Raw genomic sequence first — 17,629 nt, forward strand, 5'->3', positions numbered from 1 at the left:
CGTTCCGGATCTCAACAGTACCCCCCTGGGGTATCTGGTGCAAACGAGGTATCCTATTGAGGTGATCGAGGACATCAAGAAGCGCGCCATGCACCGCACGAAGATCATCGAGGGCCAGTTGCGCGGCATCGAGAAGATGATCGAGAACGACGACTACTGCGTCGACATCATCACGCTCTCGCTCGCGGTGCAGAAGTCACTGGGCTCCCTCAACAAGCTCCTCGTCGAGAACCACCTCCGCACCCACGTCACCGAGATGTACGAGGCGGGCGGCGAGCAGCGCGAAGCAGCAGTGGCCGAACTCGTGCGCATCTTCGAGCTCTCCAACAACCGGGGGTAGGCGAGCGGATGCTGCGCATCGAGCTGGTCACGGGCGACATCACCGTGCAGCGGGTCGATGCGATCGTGAACGCGGCGTACTCCTCGCTCCTCGGCGGCGGCGGGGTCGACGGCGCGATCCACGCCGCCGGCGGACCCGAGATCCTCGCCGAGTGCCGCCGCCTCCGCGCGACCGCGCTGCCCGGCGGCCTGCCGACGGGCGAGGCCGTCGCGACGACCGCCGGCCGCCTTCACGCGCGCTGGGTCATCCACACGGTCGGGCCCGTCTGGCCCGACGAGGGAGCCGAGGCCGACGCCCGGCGCCGACTGCTCGCCGCCGCGTACCGCAACTCGATCGGCCTCGCCGCCTCGCTCGGCGCCGCCTCCGTCGCCCTCCCGGCCGTCTCGGCCGGCGTCTACGGCTGGCCGGCGACGGATGCCGCGCGCGTCGCGCTCTCGACGGCGGCCGACGCCCCAGCTCCCGGGCTCATCCGGTTCGTGCTCTTCTCCCCCGCCATGCGCGACGTCTTCGCCGAGGCGGCGGCAGCCCTCGGCATCGACGAGGCAGCCGCCGACTGAGCAGCGGGCGCGCTCGATCAGGTGCCCGGCGCCGTGACGGCCAGCCAGTCGTCGAGCTCGCTCGGCTCGTCGGTGATGATGCCGTCGACGCCGAGCGCGCTCACCTCCTCCCAGTGCTCATGGCTGTTGAGCGTGTAGCAGAGCACGGCGATGCCGGCGTCGTGCAGGGCGACGAGGGCGCCGGGCTGCGCGGTGACGGAAGCCGCGGTGGTGCCGAACCCGATGACCCCGAGGCGCTCGGCCATGGGCACGGGGTTCGCCGGGAGCTCCCGGATGAGCATGATGCGGGGTATCGTCGGCGCGACGCGCTGCAGTGCGAAGAGCGTCTCGAGGCTGAAGCTCTGCAGCACGACCCGACCGCGGAGGCCATGGCGCTCGATGAGCCCCGTCACGGCGCGGATGCCCTCGGCGCCCCAGTCGGCCTTCAGCTCGATGAGGGCACGGGCCTCGTCGCGCTCGGCGAGGGCCTCGAGGAAGGCGTCGAGCGTCGGGACCCGAGTCCCCGCGAACTCCGCGCCGTACCATGCGCCCGCGTCGAGCCGCTCGACGGCGGCGGCGTCGAGCTCGCCGATCGAGCGCGTGTCGCCCGTGATGCGCTCGAGCGTCGTGTCGTGGAACAGCACGGGGACACCGTCGCTCGTGAGCTGCACGTCGGTCTCGACGAACGCGAGCTCGTCCATGGCGAGTTCGAGTGACGGCATCGTGTTCTCGGGGGCGGCGGCACGGTCGCCGCGATGGCCGACGGTGAAGGCCGGCTCCCCCGGCTCGCGGAGCGCCCCGAAGACGTCGATCGCGTAGACCGTCGGGGGCACCTGGGCGAAGAGCAGGAGCCCGGCCAGCAGGGCGGCGGCGAGGCTCGCGAGGCTGACCCGCACCCCGCGGGGCGGCGGGCTCAAGAGGCGTGGCGGTCGGGCTGGTTCGGTCGTTCGGGTGGCAGGGGCGGCTGGGGCGGGCCGCCGACGCCGGGTCGCCGAAGCGACCGTGTCGAGGGGGTGGAACACGGGTTCGGGCCTTTCCACCGTCGCGCGCCGTTGCGCGATCGGTGCAGGTCACTCTAGCAACACCGTTACCGTTTCGTTACCTCCCGTTCGCGGGTGGCACGACCTCATCGGTCTCGGCGGCGCCGTGAGGATACTCCGCCGATCGGCGCTGGAACTCCAGGATCGCGTGATTGCGGACCCGCCCCTCGGCGATCTCCGTGGCGCGGTCGATCGTCTCGGACGCCGCCCAGGCGTCGGGGCCCTCCATGACGGTGCGCAGGAAGGGCATCAACGCCTCGCTGATCTCCCACGTGGCGGAGTTCCAGAGGAAGGAGGGACTGTGGTCGACGGCGTAGTAGTTGGTCGAGTCGCCGACCGTGAACATCGGATCCTCGAACGACGTGGGGCGGGCCCATTCGAAGCCCATTCCGGCATCGACCGACACGTCGACGATGAGGCTGCCCGGCCGGAAGAGCCCGAGATCCTCAGTACGCAGGTAGGTCAGCGGCGAGTTCGGATCCTGCAGCGTGCAGTTCACCACGATGTCGCGCTCGGCGAGGAACGGCGCCAGGGCGACCGGTCCGTCGTCCGTGTTGACCGTGCTCTCGAACGGAGCCTCGGGGTCGTGCTCGAACTGGATGATGTCGACGGACGGGATCGGTGAGCTCACCGCGGCGGTGTCGCGGTTGGTGAGCACCCGGACGTCGTGGATGCCGTGGGCGTTCAACGCGGTCACCGCGCCGCGCGCGGTCGCGCCGAACCCGATGACGACCGCGCTCAACCGTCGTCCGTAATCTCCCGTCGATCCGCACAGCTGCAGGGCGTGCAGCACCGAGCAATAGCCTGCGAGCTCGTTGTTCTTGTGGAACACGTGCAGGCCGAAGCCGCCACTGGCGGTCCAGTGGTTCATCGCCTCCCACGCGATGAGGGTGAGCCGCTTGTCGATGGCGAGCTGGGTGAGCTCGCGGTCCTGCACGCAGTGCGGCCAGCCCCACAGCACCTGGCCGTCGCGGAGCTGCTCGAGGTCGGCCGCCTGCGGCTTCGGCAGGAGCACGACCTCGCTCCGCGCGATGACCTCCTCGCGGGTGCCGAGGGAGCCCACCAACGCTCCGAGCTCGTCGTCCGAGATCCCGAAGAGCTCGCCGTAGCCGTGTTCGAGGATCATCCGCTCCCGAAGGTCGGGATCGATGCGCTCGAAGTGCGACGGATGCAGCGGAAGCCGCTTCTCGTCGGGCTTGCGCGAGTGCGCGAGCACCCCGATCGTGAGGAGTCGGGGGGTCGTCGTGCCGGCCATTTCGGACGTCCTGTCTCCCGCCGGTGCGTGCGCGACGGATTCTCTCAGAGGAATCCGCGAGGAACTGGGTCGCCGTCGAATCACCGGCCGCGCGATCGACGGCCTGCCCTGAGGCTACGCCATGTCCTGCCCGCCGCAACCGGCGACGCGGACCACGCTCCACGAGCACCCGGCGACAGCTCAGTCCTCGTCGACGCGATGGGCGACGCGTGCCGCCTCGGCCTCCGCCTCGGCCTCTGCGGTGATGCGATTGGCCATGCCCGCGAAGATGATGCCGTGGAACGGGAAGATCGCCCACCAGTAGAGGCGCCCCGAGAGACCCTTCGGGAAGAACACCGCACGCTGGCGGTACTCGGCACCGCCGTCCGGCGCGGACCGCGCCTCGAGTTCCAGCCACGCCCGTCCCGGCACGCGCATCTCGGCACGGAGACGGAGGAAGCTGCCGCGGTCGATCGCCTCGACGCGCCAGAAGTCCACGGCGTCGCCGACGTGGAGCGTGTCGGGATCGCGCCGCCCCCGGCGGAGGCCCACGCCGCCGGTGAGCTTGTCGACCCACCCCCGCACCGCCCAGGCGAGCGGGAACGAGTACCAGCCGTTCTCGCCGCCCACGCCCTCGATGACGCGCCAGAGCTCGCGCACGGGAGCCGGGGTCCGTCGCTCGCGCTCGTCGAGGTAGACCGTGTGCCCCGCCCAGTCGGGATCGCTCGGCAGCGGATCGCTCGGCGCCCCGGCCACCTCGGCATTGCGCCAGCTCGTCTCGACCTCGCCCGCCCGCTCGCGCTCGAGTGCCAGCCGCACCGCGACCCGGTAGGGCAGCAGCCCCTCGGAAGGCGGTGGAATCACCTGGTCGATGTCATGATCGCGCATCACGCAGTCGAACTGGAGCGACTCGATGATCGGCACGGCGATGCGACGCGGGATCGGGGTCACGAGGTTGACCCATTGCCCGGCGAGCCACGGCGTCAGCACGGGCAGGGCGGCGATCGGTCGTTGCGGCAGTCCGGCTTCGACCGCGTAGCCGTTCATGAGCTGCCCGTAGCGGAGGATGTCTGGGCCGCCGATGTCGAAGGCACGGCTCGCCTCGAGCGGCGCCTCCGCCGCAGCGACCAGGTAGGTGAGCACGTCGCGCACTGCGATGGGCTGGATGAAGCTGCGCACCCAACGGGGCGCCGGCATGTACGGGAGCACCTCGGTGAGGTGACGGATCATCTCGAACGAGGTCGAGCCGGAACCGATGATCACCCCGGCCTGCAACACGATCGTCGGCACGCCGGAGGCGATCAGCACCTCGCCGACCTGCGCGCGGGAACGCAGGTGGCGCGAGAGCCGCTCGCCCTCGGGGTGCAGTCCACCGAGATACACGAGCCGTGACACCCCATTGCGCCGCGCTGCGCTCGCGACGTTCTCGGCGATGCGGCGTTCGGTCGCCTCGAAGTCCCCCTGGCCGCCCATGGAATGCACGAGGTAGTAGACGACGTCGACGCTCTCCACCGCGGCATCGACGGAGCCCGGATCGAGGAGGTCGCCTTCGACGACCTCGACCTCGCCACGCCACGGCACGTCGCGCAGGCGTTCGGGCCGGCGGGCGAGCACGCGGACCTCGTGCCCCGCGGCGAGGAGCCTGGGCACGAGTCGTCCGCCGATGTATCCGGTCGCCCCGGTGACGAGCACATGCACACGCAACCCCCAACGATCGTCGAACGACGAACGAACCTACGAGCGTTCGTTGCCTCGACGATAGTTGCCGCTCGCGCGCGCGAGAAGGTGCTGCACCTGTGAATCGTCGGCGCGCTGCAGGCCGGCCACGAGCCTGGCCGCCTCGCGCCCGCCGACGGTCATCACCGGTTGGCCGCCACGGAACACGGTCACGCCGCCCTGCTTCGTGATGCGGTACTCGAAGGGGTCGGTCGCGAGGCGACCCCGCTCGTCTGACGCGCCGTTGCGTCCGGACATGGTGCTCCTATCGCAGGCTCTTCGTGTGCCAGACCGTCTTCGTCTCCGTGAACGCGGCGATGCGGCCGAGCGCGGGCGCCGCGGCATCCGGGCCCGACTCCGGTCGCAGCACGCGCTTCAGCGTGTCGGCCGCGTCGACCTCGAGCGAGATCCAGTCGAGCGCGCCCGCGCCGACCAGATCGAGCGCGTTGACGTCGGCATGGCTCGCGAGCCACGGCGCGATCTCGGCGGGCGAGCCCGTCAGCACGTTGACGACGCCCTTCGGCACGTCGCTCGTGGCGAGCACCTCGGCGAGGCTGATCGCCGACAGCGGGAAGCGCTCGCTCGCGACCGCCACGACGGCGTTGCCCGCCACGAGCGCCGGCGCGACCGCGGACACGAAGCCGAGGAGCGAGCTGTCTTGCGGCACGACGATCGCCACGACGCCGGTCGGCTCCGGCACCGAGATGTTGAAGTACGGTCCGGCGACGGGGTTCGCGTTGCCGGCGACCTGGGCGAACTTGTCGGCCCACCCGGCGTACCAGACCCAGCGGTCGATCGCCTCGCCGACCTGAGCGGATGCCACGGCGCGCGTGACCCCCTCGGCCTCCTCGATCTCGGCGACGAACTGCGCCCGGCGCCCCTCGAGGAGTTCGGCGATGCGGTAGAGCACCTGTCCGCGGTTGTACGCCGTGGCGCCCGACCAGCCCGAGACGGCGGCCCGTGCGGCGACGACCGCGTCGCGGGCGTCTTTCCGGGAGGCCAGCGCGGCGTTGGCGAGGAACGAGCCGTCGGCGGCGAGCACCTCGTAGGTGCGGCCCGACTCGCTGCGCGGGAACGCTCCGCCGATGTAGAGCTTGTACGTCTTCGGCACGGCGAGGCGGCTCATCGCTTCGATCCCTTCGTCGCGTTCTTGAGCGTTCGGGCGGGCTTCGCGGTCCGCGAGCGCTTCGCGGGCGCCGAGGCATCCGCTTCGACGGCCGCGGTGGATGCGCGGCCACTGATCGCCGCGTGGCTCGTCGACGACTGCCCGATCGGGGCGGGTGCGAGGTACGCGCCGAGGCCGTGACGGCCGCCCTCGCGGCCGTAGCCCGACTCCTTGTAGCCGCCGAACGGCGACGCGGGGTCGAACCGGTTGAAGGTGTTCGCCCAGATCACGCCGGCGCGCAGCTGGTCGGCGACCGCCAGGATGCGGCTGCCCTTGTCGGTCCAGATGCCGGCCGAGAGGCCGTAGGGGGTGTTGTTCGCCTTGGCGATGGCCTCGGCCGGGGTGCGGAAGGTCAGGACCGAGAGCACCGGGCCGAAGATCTCGTCGCGGGCGATGCGGCTCGAGGTCTGCACGCCCGTGAAGATCGTCGGCGCGAACCAGAAGCCGTTCTCGGGGATCTCGCAGGGCGCGGTCCAGCGCTCGGCGCCCTCGGCCTCGCCGATGTCGGAGAGCGTGCGGATGCGCTCGAGCTGCTCCTTCGAGTTGATGGCTCCGATGTCGGTGTTCTTGTCGAGCGGGTCGCCGAGGCGGAGCGTCGACAGGCGCAGCTTCAACCGCTCGACGACCTCGTCGTGGATGTTCTCCTGCACGAGGAGGCGCGAGCCGGCGCAGCAGACGTGCCCCTGGTTGAAGAAGATGCCGTTGACGATGCCCTCGACGGCCTGGTCGATGGGCGCGTCGTCGAAGACGATGTTCGCGGCCTTGCCGCCGAGCTCGAGGGTGACCTTCTTGTCGGTGCCGGCGACCTGCTTGGCGATCGCCCGGCCGACGCCGGTCGATCCGGTGAACGCGACCTTGTCGACGCCCTCGTGCGAGACGAGGGCAGCACCGGTGTCGCCCGCGCCCGTGATGATGTTCACGACGCCGGCCGGAAGCTCGGCCTGCTGCAGGATCTCGGCGAAGATGAGCGCCGTCAGCGGCGTGGTCTCGGCGGGCTTCAGCACGACGGTGTTGCCGGCGGCGAGTGCCGGGGCGATCTTCCACGCGAGCATGAGCAGCGGGAAGTTCCACGGGATCACCTGCGCGGCGACGCCGAGGGAGCGCGGGTTCGCGCCGAGGCCGGCGTGATCGAGCTTGTCGGCCCAGCCCGCGTAGTAGAAGAACCACGCTGCCACGAGGGGCACGTCGACGTCGCGCGACTCCTTGATCGGCTTGCCGTTGTCGAGGGACTCGGCGACGGCGAGCTCGCGGGCGCGCTCCTGCACGAGGCGGGCGATGCGGAAGAGGTACTTGCCGCGGTCGCGCCCGCTCATCTTCGACCAGGTGCGGTCGTAGGCGCGACGGGCGGCGGCCACCGCAGCGTCGACGTCGGCGGGGTTCGCGTTCGCGATCATCGCGATGCGCTCTTCGGTCGCCGGGCTGATGGTCTGGAACGGTTCGCCGCGGCCGTCGACGAACTCGCCGTCGATGAAGAGGCCGTAGCTGTCGCGGAGCGAGAGGATCGCGCGCGACTCGGGTGCGGGTGCGTAGTCGAGGAAGCTCATGTTGTCCGTCTCAGTCGATCGTCACGTAGTCGGCGCCGGAGTAGTGCCCGGTCGCGATCTTCTGCCGCTGCAGCAGCACGTCGTTCAGGAGGCTCGAGGCGCCGAAGCGGAAGAGGTGCGGCTGCAGCCAGTCTTCGCCGACGGTCTCCGCGACCGTCACGAGGTACTTGATGGCGTCCTTCGACGAGCGGATGCCGCCGGCGGGCTTGACCCCGATGCGCTGGCCCGTCGCGAGGTGCCAGTCGCGCACGACCTCGAGCATGAGGAGCGTGACCGGCAGCGTCGCCGCGGGGGCCACCTTGCCGGTCGAGGTCTTGATGAAGTCGCCGCCCGCGAGGATCGAGAGCCACGACGCACGGCGCACGTTGTCGTAGGTCACGAGCTCGCCGGTCTCGAGGATCACCTTGAGGCTCGCGCTCGTGCCGTCTGGACGGGCGCACGCCGCCTTCACCGCGGCGATCTGGTCGAAGACGAGGCCGTAGCGACCGGCGAGGAACGCCCCGCGGTCGATGACCATGTCGATCTCGTCGGCACCCGCTGCGACGGCCTCGGCCGTGTCGGCGAGCTTGATGTCGAGCGAGGCGCGGCCGCTCGGGAAGGCCGTCGCCACCGCGGCGACGGAGATGAGGCCGTCGTCGGGGTCGCCGTGCGCGGCGCCGAGGGCGTCGACCGCGAATGGCACCATGTCGCCGTAGACGCAGACGGCTGCGACGCGAGGCGTCGAGGCATCCGACGGGTCGGGGTTGACCGCCTTCGCGACGAGGGAACGCACCTTGCCGGGAGTGTCGGCGCCTTCGAGCGTCGTGAGGTCGATGAGCTCGATGATGCGGTCGAGCGCCCACTTCTTGGAGCTCGTCTTGATCGAACGCGTGCCGAGCCCGGCAGCGCGCTGCTCGAGGCCGACGGCGTCGACGCCCGCGATGCCGTGCAGGTAGCGCCGCAGGGTCGCATCGTCGGGCTCGCCGCCGAGCACGGCGATGGCCCGCTCGCGGGCTGAGACGAGGGAGGTGCCTGACATGAGAGGTGACCTGGCTTTCGTGAGAGGTGCGATGGGACGGCGTCAGCCGCCGAGGAGGTGGAGGGCGGTGGCCTCGTCGGTGACGAGCACCGAGCAGAGACTGCTGCGCACGACCGCGTCGGCGACGGCGAGCTTGCCCGGCCCCGAGATCACGGCGATCGCGAGGTGCGCCTTGCGCAGTTCGTCGAGCGTGAGGCCCACGGTGCGCGCGTCGAGCGCCGGGTCGACGATGTTGCCGTCGGAGTCGATGTAGCGGCCCACGACGTCGCCGACGGCGCCTTTCTGCACGAGCAGGTCGACGTCGGGCGCCGAGAGGTACCCGCTCTCGACGTGCACCGAGGAGTGATCGGCGGCGCCTGCACTGAACAGGTACGCGTCGGCCGAGCGGGCGAGTTCGATGACGCCGGCGACGACGCGGTCGGACTCGATCGCCTCTTTCGTCTCGAGCCGCTCGAGGATCGCGGGACTCGGCAGCAGCGTGGCACTGCCGCCGCCCTTCTGGGCGATGCCGACCGCGGTGGCCGCTGCGGTGCCCGGCCGGCGGTTGAGGCTCACGCCGCCGTTGATCTGCACGACGTTGACGCCCGTCGCCCAGCCCTGGCGGAGGTGCTGCGAGATCTCGAAGAGCGTGCGGCCCCAGCTCACGCCGAGGGTGCGCGGCACCGGCCGCAGCGCAGTCAGGTAGTCGGCCGCCGCCTGGGCGGTGCGAGCCTGGAGCTCTTCGGGCGAGGTGACACCGGCCGTCGACACGACGATCGCGTCGGCGAGCCCGCGCTCGTCGCGGAGGCGCCGCTCGATCGGCAGGCGCCTGGCCCGCGGGTGCAGGATCTCGATGCGGATGAACCCGCGCTGCTTCGCCTGTGCGAGGAGACGCCCGACCTTCCACCGGGTGAGGCGCAACGCCTGCCCGATCTCGTCTTGGGTCTTGTTCTCTTCGTAGTAGAGCTCAGCCGCCCTGATCGAGAGCAGTTCGTCGATCTCGTCCATGCGCCTCCTCGTTCCCCTCCAGCGTAGGCACGTGGATGCGCATCAGCAACACTCGCAGGCGATCGTGCTCATATGAGCAGACGAGCGGATGTCGCGCGCGCCCGAGCGACACCGAGGCGAGCACCTCGCGACGGAGCCGGAACGATGTCCGATCCGGGTCTCAGCCGCCGAGCAGCGGCGGCTCCCCCGGAGGTTCGGTGCCTTCGGTGCGGCGGCGACCTCGGCGAGTTGCAGGAAGGTGTCCATGGCACCCGGATACTACGACCGCACCGCGACCGCGGCAATGGTGCAGCCGAGGAGGCCCGCCGCTCAGGCGGTGTGCTCGTCCTCGAGGTAGCCGGGGCGAGCGACGACCGCACCGGCGATGGCCGCAGGCACGGCGGAGGCGAGCAGGAAGACGATCGGCCAGGTCCACCCGCCCGTCGCCTCGTGCAGGAGCCCGACGACGAGCGGCCCGATGGCGACGATCAGGTAGCCGCCGGACTGCACGAAGCCCGAGAGGGCGACGGAACCCGCATGGGTTCGCGTGCGCAGGTTGATGAGCACGAGGGCGAGGGGGAAGAGCAGCGGCCCGGTGCCGGCCAGCGCGACCCACAGCCAGGTCAGCGTGCCCGGAACGAGCAGTAGGCCGAGGTACCCGACCACGAGCGTCGCGACCGAGACGACCACGAGCAGCCCCACCTTGCCGTAGCGGGCGGCGAGGAGCGGCACGAGCAGCCCGGCGGGCAGGCCCATGGCGGCGTACAGCGAGAGCAGCACCCCTGCCTCACCGGGCGAGACGCCCGCGATGTCCTGCAGGATCGTCGGCAGCCAGGCGAATACCGCGTAGGCGTTGAAGCCCGAGACGGCGAAGACGATCATGAGCGACCAGGCCAGCGGCGAGCGCACCGCGTACCGGAGCAGGCCCGGATCGGCCTCCTCGGGCAGCGCCTCGATCGCGCGAGCCTTCGGATGCACGAGCACGGCGATCCACGGCACGAGCGAGATCGCCGCGACGAACGCCCACTCGCCGAGGGAGACCCGCCAGCCCGCGGCCTCCGCCACCGGCACGGCGATGAGCGGCGGCATGAATGTGCTGATCGACATCGCCGTCACGTAGATCGTCGTGACGAGGCCGATGCGATCGGGGAAGTACCGCTTCACGAGCGGCGGGAGCAGCACGTTGCCGACGCCGATCGCCGCGAACGTCGCCGCCGACGCGGCCACGAGCCAGAGCGCCGAACCAGCCAGCCCGCGACCGGCGAGCCCGATCGAGAGCGCCACGAGCGCGATGATGAGCGTCAGCTCGAGCCCGAGTCGCTTCGCGACCATCGGAGTCAGGATGCCGAAGAGCGCGTAGCAGAGCGGCGGCAGCATGCCGAGGAAGCCGACGACCACCGGCGCGAGCGGCAGCTCGACCTCGAGCTGGTGGAGGATCGGCGAGAGCGACGCCACCGCGGTGCGGAGGTTGAACGCCACGAGCACGATGCCCACGAGGGCGAGGGTTCGACCCGCCCACAGCGGTCGGGGCGCGAGCGAGGTCATTCCCTCGAGTCTAGAGGCGGGGCGCTTCGCGCTCAGGCGCCGAGGATGACCCGCGAGCGCTCGACGTCGTCGCGGATGGTGTCGACGAGCGCCTCGATGCTCGTGAACGCCACCATGCCGCGGATGCGCTCGACGAACTCGACGTCGACGACGTGGTCGTAGAGGTCGAGTTCCCGATCGAGCACGTAGGCCTCGACCTGCTTCTTCGCGACACCCTGGAACGTCGGGTTGTCGCCGACCGAGATCGCGGCCGGATACCGCGTGCCGGCGTCGGTCAGCCAGCCCGCGTACACGCCGTCCGACGGGATGAGTCCCTCGGACTCGGGCGACAGGTTCGCCGTCGGATAGCCGAGCTCGCGTCCGCGGGCAGCCCCGTGCACGACGATGCCCGACACCGTCGGCGTGTGGCCGAGCAGTTCGGTCGCCCGTCGCACGTCGCCCTCGGCGAGGAGCTCGCGGATCCACGTGGAGGAGACGCGCCGCTCCCCCTCGGGCCGCACGTCGTCGATGACTTCGACCGTGAACCCGAACTTCGCACCGAGCTCGATCAGCAGCGGCACGTCTCCCGCGCCCCGGGCTCCGTAGCGGAAGTCGGCGCCGACGAGCACGGCCTTGGCGTCGAGCGCGTCGACCAGCACGCGCTCGACGAACTCGGTGGCCGGCACCGAGGCGAGCGCGCGGTCGAACGGCAGCAGCAGCGTGGCGTCGACGCCCGTCGTGGCGAGCAGCTCGAGCTTCTGGCGCACGCTCACGAGCGAGTCGGGGCACTTGTCGGGTGCCAGCAGGGCGAGCGGGTTGCGGTCGAAGGTGACGACGATCGTCGCGAGCTCGCGTTGCTCGGCGATGCCGCGGGCGCGGGCGATGACCGCTCGGTGGCCCTGGTGCACGCCGTCGAACTTGCCGATCGTCACGACGGACGGGCCGAGACCAGTGGGCACGGCGCCGAGTCCCTTGAAGGTCTTCACGAGGCTACCGCTTTCGAAGTCGGGCGGTGGCGTGCGAGCCACCACATGCCGAGCACGGGCAGCACGAGGGGGATGAACAGGTAGCCGGCGCCGAATCGCGACCACACCGTGTCGTGCGGGAAGAGCTCGGGGAAGACGATGCTGAGCGTGCCGATGACGATGACGCCCGTGAACTCGAACACGATCGTCGCCCAGGCGACACGGTACCAGGCGATGCCCGGGCGCACGAGGGCGATCGTCGCGACGATGTAGACGACCGCGGCGAGCGCCGAGAGCGTGTACGCGAGCGGCGCCTCGTCGAACTTCGATGCGATCTGCACGAACGAGCGCCCCGTCGCCGCGAGCGCGAGCACCCCGTAGACGGCCACGAGCACTCGCCCGATGCCGCTCATCCGTCGGCCTTCTCGTGCCTCGGGTTCGGCACTGCGCACGTCACTCATGTCGATCGATTCTCTCAGACGGGCGCTCACGCCTGCTGCACGGTCCAGATCTGGAACATGCGGTAGACCATGACGCCCACCGACAGCGCGGCGACGCCGAGGATGACCGTCGACCAGCGGTTGCGTTCGAGCAGCGCCCAGAAGGCGGCCGCGGGCGGAAGGATGAGGGCGCCGACGAGGTAGGTGCCGAACTCGAGCACGCTGCCCGTCGGCTCGTTGCCGAGCGCCGGCGCGATGAACGCGACGATGACCTGCACGAGGAGGAGGACCTCGACGAGGGCGAGCGCACCGATCGTCAGATCGCCCGGCACCCGACCGGCGAGCCCCATCGCGATGCAGAGCAGGCCGGCCGCGACCGCGACGGCGAGCTGCACCCAGGTGAACCACTCGATCATGCTTCGCCGCCCTGCGGCTCGACCGGCTCCTGCGGGTCGGCGGGCGGGAATCCGGTGACGACCTTCAGCTGCCGTCCGCGGGGTTCGACGATCGCGACCAGGTGGTCACGAGGGTCGATGGCAGCGAGCACCGCGGGCACCGGGGCGTCGGATGCCTCGAGGCCGGCCACCGCGTCGACGTCGACCCGCTTGCCGTGACCGAGGTCGACGGCCTGCTGGGCCGTGAGCGCCACCGCGGGCAGGGCCCGCCGCGCGGCATCCGCTGGGCTCATGATGGCGCTCGCGACGTCGAATCCCTCGAGTTCGCCGGCCTCGTCGACGCCGAAGCGCCCGATGCGCGTACGCCGGAGCGCGGTGAGGTGGCCGCCCGTGCCGAGCGTCGCGCCGAGGTCCCGCGCGAGGGCGCGGATGTACGTGCCCGACGAGCACTCGACGCGGACGTCGACGTCGAGGTGGCCGTCGCCGGCCCGGAACGCGAGGATCTCGAACGCCGAGACGGTGACCTTGCGGGACGCCAGTTCGACGGTCTCGCCGTCGCGCACGCGCTGGTACGCGCGCTTGCCGGCCACCTTGATGGCGCTGACCGCGCTCGGCACCTGCTCGATGTCTCCCGTGAGCGGCACGACCGCGGCCCGCACATCGTCTTCGGCGACCGCGGCGACGACGTCGGCGGAGGCGGCGGCGAGCGCGTCGCCCTCGGCGTCATCGGTCGTCGTGTTCCACCCGAGGCGGATGGTGGCGAGGTATTCCTTGTCGAGGCCGACGAGGTAGTGCAGGAGGCGGGTGGCGCCGTTCACGCCCAGGACGAGGAGGCCGGTGGCCATCGGGTCGAGGGTCCCTGCGTGGCCGATCTTGCGCGTGCCGGCGAGGCGGCGCATGCGCGAGACCACGTCGTGGCTCGTGATTCCCTGCGGCTTGTCGACGAGGAGGATGCCGCTGTTCACGCCGTACAGGCTAACAGCCGCGCGCGGTCCGCCCGCGCGACCGGCCCGCGCGGGCACGCCTACGCTGGAGCGGTGAGGATCGGCATCATCGGCGCAGGCGCGCTCGGCGGCACATTCGCGGCACTGCTCTCCAAGGCGGGCCACGACGTGGAGGTCACGGCACGCGGTGTAGGGCTCGCGGCGATCCGCGAGTCGGGCATCGCCCTCAGCGGTGCCTACGGGGAGGTGCATGCCCGCGTGACCGCCGGCGAGCGGCTCACGATGGCCCCCGAACTCGTGCTCGTCTGCACGAAGGCGCAGGACGCGGCATCCGCCATCGCCGACAACGCGGAGCTCATCGGCGACGTGCCCGTCGTCGTCGTGCAGAACGGCCTCGACGGCGTCGCGACCGCTGCACGGCTCCTCCCCCGCGCCTCCTGCATGGGCCTGCTCTCGATCATCGCCGCCAACTACACGGAGCCCGGTGTCGTGCGTGTCACGACGCCGGCGACGAGCTACCTCGGCCGCGGCGACGGCCCGGCCGACGCCGAGTGCACGCGCGTCGCCGCCGTGCTCTCCGCGGCGGTTCCGGTCGTCGCGATCCCCGGTTTCCGAGGCGCGCAGTGGACGAAGCTCGTCGTCAACATGCTGAACGCCGTGCCCGCGATCGTCGGCCGCAGCGTGCAGGACGTCGTCGACGATCGACGCCTGCGCCGCGTCGTGACGGCGTCGATGCGGGAGACCGTGCGCATCGCCGTCGCCCAGGGCGTGCACTTCGGCTCGCTGCAGGGGCTCGGCGACCGGCGTCTGCGGTTCTTCGCACGACTGCCGCTCGCGATCGGACAAGTGCTGCCGTGGTCGATGCGCGTGCGCATGGGCGGCGTGCCGAACCTCGGATCGACGCAGCAGAGCCTGCGGCGTGGGCAGCCGACCGAGATCGACTTCCTGAACGGCGCGGTCGTGCGCCAGGCCTCGGCCATCGGCCTCGACGCGCCCGTGAACCGGGCGCTCACCGCGCTCGTGCACGAGGTCGAGGAGCGCGGCTCGTCGCTGCCGGTCGAGCGCGTGCTCGCCGACGTGCCGGCCTGAGCGACGACGAGCGTAGCGGCCCGGGCGACGACTGAGGGGGCCCGGCGAACCGGGCCCCCTCAGTCGTTTCTCGGCGAACGCTATGCGCGCCGGCGGCGGATGCGAGCCACCACGAGGAACGCGGCACCGGCGATCACGATGATGCCCGCGACGATCGCGATCGATGTGCCGGCGAAGCCGGTCTCTGCGAGGGCGGTGCTGCCGTTGCCGCCACCCGGGGGCGTTGCTTCCGGGCCGGTGGCGCACACGGGAGTCGCCTCCGGGTACGAGATCGTCACCGCGGTCTCGGGGTTCACGACGAGCTTCGCCTCCGTGATACCGCGGGTCCAGGCGAAGTTGCCGTCGGTCTCGACCCACTTGCCGTCGACGAGCGCCCAGCCCGGCCATCCGTTGGCCTTGCCCTCGGCGTCGACAGAGGCACCGGGCCACAGCTTCTTGCCTTCGAGCGTGCCGTCGGACTTGAGGTCACCCAGCACGATCGTCTCGGTGTTCGTGCCGTCGGTCATGACGAGGGAGACCGTTCGGTTCGTCACCGTGCCCTCGGGGTCGGTCAGCTTCACGTTGTAGTGGATCCACGGGGAGTCCGCCTCGCAGACACCCGTCGCCACGGAACCGTCGAGCGTCGCCGTCTCCGTCGTGGGGTCGCAGTCCTCATCGGTGAAGACGTGCTCGAAGGTCTTCGTCGTCGCGCCGTCGGTGAAGGTCTTGGTGCCCTTCACCGTCGCCGTCAGCCGCTCGATACCGCCGACGAGTCCGGTCGTCGACCAGTCGATGTCATCGGTGTCCGACGGCAGGGTGAAGCCGTCGGCGTCGGTGCCGCACTTGTCCGCCCAGGCAGGGTCGCCCGGAATGGCGAGCTTCTCGGGGTCGGGCGTCGTCGGCGTGAAATAGCTGTACGAGTAGTGGCTGACGGAGTCCTTGTCGGGGTGATCGATGACGACCGTCGCCTGCGGGGGCACGACAGGCACGAAGTACTTCGTGGTGCCGGCCTTGACGCAATAGCCGTCGATCAACTGTCCCGCGGGCGCCGTGACGGTGACCGTCGCGGGGCTGCCGGTCGTGTCGATCTTGCCGGAATCGAGCGGCTCGCAGATGAAATCGGGCTGAGCGGCCTGGGCGGGCAATGCGCCGACGGCGAGGGTCAGCGCGAGCGCGCCGACCATCGTCGCCGCGACGCGGAGTGCGCGGGTGTTCCTCATCGAATGAATCTCCTGGGGTCGGCCGGCGTGGGCCTGCGATACCAGGAGCGTCGACTGCGCGCCGAAGCGCGACGTGCCGTGCGAGCCCGATGCGACCGGCACACGGGTATATGCCGTGGTCGTGTTCGGGCGTGAGCGGCCAGATCGCCGCGTGGTGCAGCGTCGATCAGCTCGGGTGTTTCGGGTTTCGGGTATCACTGCTGCCGGGGGCGGTGCAATGTCGTCAAGTATGTCGTCCGAGATGGGGACAGGCTCGCCGTTTCGGCCCCGGAGATGGTGATTCACCCCCGAACTGGGGTATCAGCACCGAGGGGACCCGGCGAACCGGGCCCCCTCAGTCGTGCTTCAGCGAATGCTATGCGCGCTTGCGGCGGATTCGAGCCACCACGAGGAACGCGACACCGGCGATCACGATGATGCCGGCGACGATCGCGATCGTCGTTCCGGCGAAACCGGTGCTGGCGAGGCCCGTACCGTTCGACGCGGCGGGGGTAGCGCCCTCGCCGCCCGGAGGCGTGACCTTCGGTCCGATGGCACAGTTCGGCGTGGCCGGCGGGTACGAGATCTTGACGTCGAGCTCGGGGTTGACCACGAGCTGTGCCGTGATGTCACCGCGAGTCCAGGCGAAGTTGTCGTCGACCTCGATCCACTTGTCGCCGACGAGCGCCCAGCCGGGCCATCCGTTGGCCTTGCCATCGGCATCGACGGACGCACCGGGCCAGAGCACCTTGCCCGACAGGCTGCCGTTCTCGAGGTCGCCCAGCACGATCGTCTCGGTGTTGGTGCCGTCGGTCATGATGAGCGAGGCCGTGTTGCCGGTCGACTGCTCGTCGGGGTCGGTCATCTCGACATCGAAGGTGATCCACGGCGAGTCCGCCTCGCAGACGCCGGTCGCGAACGAGCCCGTGAGCGACGGCGCGATGCAGGGCTTGTCACTGTACGGGAACGCCCAGGTGACCGGGCCCCCCTCCTCGAACGCGTATCCGGGCTTCGCCGTGGCGGTCACCGTCCAGACCCCGTTCGCGTCGGCCGAGGCCCAGTCGATGGTGTCGGTGTCCGACGGAACCGTCAGCTTCTCGTTGTCGGGACCGCACTTGTCGGAGAATTCCGGCGCACCCACGAGCTCGATCGCACAAGGAGCGTCGTTCACCACGAAGGTCCACTCGTCCTTGGCACCGACCGGGAATGCGGAGCCGGCCTTGGCGGTCGCGGTGACCGTGATCGTGCCGTTCTCCTCCGAGGAGTTCCAGTCGATCGTGTCCGTGTCTTCGGGGACGGTCAGCTTCTCGTTGTCAGCACCGCACTTGTCGCTGAACGTCGGCTCGCCGACGACGTCGACGATGCACGGTGCGTCGTTGATCGTGAAGGTCCATGCCTTCGTCGCACCCTCGGGGAAGACGTTGCCCGGCTTCGCCGTCGCAGTGACCGTGATGACTCCATCGACCTCGGTCGAGTTCCAGTCGATCGTCGCCGTGTCCTCGGGAACCGTCAACTTCTCGTTGTCAGCACCGCAC

Annotated in this window: 18 protein-coding genes; 3 read left to right on the plus strand and 15 right to left on the minus strand. The window is 70.6% G+C overall.

Annotated features, from left to right (window positions below):
• Window positions 1-61: 61 nt before the first annotated feature.
• Both ESP57_RS16250 and ESP57_RS16255 read left to right on the plus strand, forming a co-directional pair.
• On the plus strand, window positions 62-340 hold the full coding sequence (locus ESP57_RS16250; RefSeq protein ID WP_022893547.1) for a metal-sensitive transcriptional regulator: 279 nt from the start codon (window positions 62-64) through the stop codon (window positions 338-340).
• A gap of 8 nt (window positions 341-348) precedes the next feature.
• Window positions 349-897 carry an O-acetyl-ADP-ribose deacetylase gene (locus ESP57_RS16255; RefSeq protein WP_129232280.1) on the plus strand — a complete coding sequence of 183 codons (549 nt, stop codon included), beginning with the start codon at window positions 349-351 and terminating at the stop codon, window positions 895-897.
• A 17-nt stretch (window positions 898-914) separates the two neighbouring features.
• Here the strand turns inward: ESP57_RS16255 and ESP57_RS16260 are convergent, their stop codons facing one another.
• From ESP57_RS16260 to truB, 13 genes are all read right to left on the minus strand, one after another.
• The gene (locus tag ESP57_RS16260) at window positions 915-1,793 is read right to left on the minus strand and encodes a glycerophosphodiester phosphodiesterase (protein WP_129232281.1); all 879 of its coding nucleotides are present in this window, start codon (window positions 1,791-1,793) and stop codon (window positions 915-917) included.
• A 181-nt stretch (window positions 1,794-1,974) separates the two neighbouring features.
• On the minus strand, window positions 1,975-3,171 hold the full coding sequence (locus ESP57_RS16265) for a N(5)-(carboxyethyl)ornithine synthase (RefSeq protein ID WP_129232282.1): 1,197 nt from the start codon (window positions 3,169-3,171) through the stop codon (window positions 1,975-1,977).
• 180 nt (window positions 3,172-3,351) lie between these two features.
• A complete protein-coding gene (locus tag ESP57_RS16270) occupies window positions 3,352-4,854 on the minus strand; it encodes an SDR family oxidoreductase (protein WP_207904574.1) in 1,503 nt (500 codons plus the stop codon).
• Between the two features lie 30 nt (window positions 4,855-4,884).
• Complete coding sequence (locus ESP57_RS16275; protein ID WP_056013881.1) at window positions 4,885-5,124, minus strand: hypothetical protein; 240 nt, start codon at window positions 5,122-5,124, stop codon at window positions 4,885-4,887.
• 7 nt (window positions 5,125-5,131) lie between these two features.
• The gene (locus ESP57_RS16280; protein WP_129232284.1) at window positions 5,132-5,992 is read right to left on the minus strand and encodes an aldehyde dehydrogenase family protein; all 861 of its coding nucleotides are present in this window, start codon (window positions 5,990-5,992) and stop codon (window positions 5,132-5,134) included.
• Window positions 5,989-7,575, minus strand: coding sequence for an aldehyde dehydrogenase family protein (locus tag ESP57_RS16285; protein ID WP_082571610.1), 1,587 nt, complete (start codon window positions 7,573-7,575; stop codon window positions 5,989-5,991). The genes ESP57_RS16280 and ESP57_RS16285 overlap by 4 nt, the downstream gene beginning before the upstream one ends.
• A gap of 10 nt (window positions 7,576-7,585) precedes the next feature.
• Window positions 7,586-8,593, minus strand: coding sequence for a deoxyribose-phosphate aldolase (deoC, locus tag ESP57_RS16290; protein ID WP_056013888.1), 1,008 nt, complete (start codon window positions 8,591-8,593; stop codon window positions 7,586-7,588).
• 42 nt (window positions 8,594-8,635) lie between these two features.
• Entirely contained in the window at window positions 8,636-9,580 is a 945-nt protein-coding gene (locus ESP57_RS16295) for a sugar-binding transcriptional regulator (protein ID WP_129232285.1), read from the minus strand.
• 309 nt (window positions 9,581-9,889) lie between these two features.
• Window positions 9,890-11,104 (minus strand): MFS transporter, encoded by a 1,215-nt coding sequence (locus ESP57_RS16300; protein WP_129232286.1) that lies wholly within the window; start codon window positions 11,102-11,104, stop codon window positions 9,890-9,892.
• 32 nt (window positions 11,105-11,136) lie between these two features.
• The gene (locus tag ESP57_RS16305; protein ID WP_056013901.1) at window positions 11,137-12,069 is read right to left on the minus strand and encodes a bifunctional riboflavin kinase/FAD synthetase; all 933 of its coding nucleotides are present in this window, start codon (window positions 12,067-12,069) and stop codon (window positions 11,137-11,139) included.
• Entirely contained in the window at window positions 12,066-12,509 is a 444-nt protein-coding gene (locus tag ESP57_RS16310; RefSeq protein ID WP_129232287.1) for a hypothetical protein, read from the minus strand. The genes ESP57_RS16305 and ESP57_RS16310 overlap by 4 nt, the downstream gene beginning before the upstream one ends.
• A 26-nt stretch (window positions 12,510-12,535) precedes the next feature.
• Complete coding sequence (locus ESP57_RS16315) at window positions 12,536-12,904, minus strand: hypothetical protein (protein WP_129232288.1); 369 nt, start codon at window positions 12,902-12,904, stop codon at window positions 12,536-12,538.
• Complete coding sequence (truB, locus tag ESP57_RS16320) at window positions 12,901-13,848, minus strand: tRNA pseudouridine(55) synthase TruB (RefSeq protein WP_424220106.1); 948 nt, start codon at window positions 13,846-13,848, stop codon at window positions 12,901-12,903. The genes ESP57_RS16315 and truB overlap by 4 nt, the downstream gene beginning before the upstream one ends.
• 72 nt (window positions 13,849-13,920) lie before the next feature.
• Between truB and ESP57_RS16325 the strand changes: the two genes are divergently transcribed.
• A complete protein-coding gene (locus ESP57_RS16325; protein WP_129232289.1) occupies window positions 13,921-14,916 on the plus strand; it encodes a ketopantoate reductase family protein in 996 nt (331 codons plus the stop codon).
• An 80-nt stretch (window positions 14,917-14,996) separates the two neighbouring features.
• Here the strand turns inward: ESP57_RS16325 and ESP57_RS18630 are convergent, their stop codons facing one another.
• Together ESP57_RS18630 and ESP57_RS18795 are read right to left on the minus strand one after the other, a co-directional pair.
• Window positions 14,997-16,115, minus strand: coding sequence for a hypothetical protein (locus tag ESP57_RS18630; RefSeq protein ID WP_207904575.1), 1,119 nt, complete (start codon window positions 16,113-16,115; stop codon window positions 14,997-14,999).
• Window positions 16,116-16,470: 355 nt separating this feature from the next.
• On the minus strand, window positions 16,471-17,629 hold a 1,159-nt coding region (locus tag ESP57_RS18795; RefSeq protein WP_243648564.1), incomplete at its 5' end, for a hypothetical protein.

Origin of the sequence: Agromyces fucosus (assembly GCF_004134865.1) — a bacterium.
Classification (GTDB): Bacteria; Actinomycetota; Actinomycetes; order Actinomycetales; family Microbacteriaceae; genus Agromyces; species Agromyces fucosus.

Coding starts and splice junctions, on each gene's coding strand:
- ESP57_RS16315 (WP_129232288.1), bottom strand. CDS start 12,904: ATGATCGAGTGGTTCACCTGGGTGCAGCTCGCCGTCGCGGTCGCGGCC.
- ESP57_RS16285 (WP_082571610.1), bottom strand. CDS start 7,575: ATGAGCTTCCTCGACTACGCACCCGCACCCGAGTCGCGCGCGATCCTC.
- ESP57_RS18630 (WP_207904575.1), bottom strand. CDS start 16,115: ATGAGGAACACCCGCGCACTCCGCGTCGCGGCGACGATGGTCGGCGCG.
- ESP57_RS16310 (WP_129232287.1), bottom strand. CDS start 12,509: ATGAGTGACGTGCGCAGTGCCGAACCCGAGGCACGAGAAGGCCGACGG.
- ESP57_RS16265 (WP_129232282.1), bottom strand. CDS start 3,171: ATGGCCGGCACGACGACCCCCCGACTCCTCACGATCGGGGTGCTCGCG.
- ESP57_RS16275 (WP_056013881.1), bottom strand. CDS start 5,124: ATGTCCGGACGCAACGGCGCGTCAGACGAGCGGGGTCGCCTCGCGACC.
- deoC (WP_056013888.1), bottom strand. CDS start 8,593: ATGTCAGGCACCTCCCTCGTCTCAGCCCGCGAGCGGGCCATCGCCGTG.
- ESP57_RS16300 (WP_129232286.1), bottom strand. CDS start 11,104: ATGACCTCGCTCGCGCCCCGACCGCTGTGGGCGGGTCGAACCCTCGCC.
- ESP57_RS16280 (WP_129232284.1), bottom strand. CDS start 5,992: ATGAGCCGCCTCGCCGTGCCGAAGACGTACAAGCTCTACATCGGCGGA.
- ESP57_RS16255 (WP_129232280.1), top strand. CDS start 349: ATGCTGCGCATCGAGCTGGTCACGGGCGACATCACCGTGCAGCGGGTC.
- ESP57_RS16295 (WP_129232285.1), bottom strand. CDS start 9,580: ATGGACGAGATCGACGAACTGCTCTCGATCAGGGCGGCTGAGCTCTAC.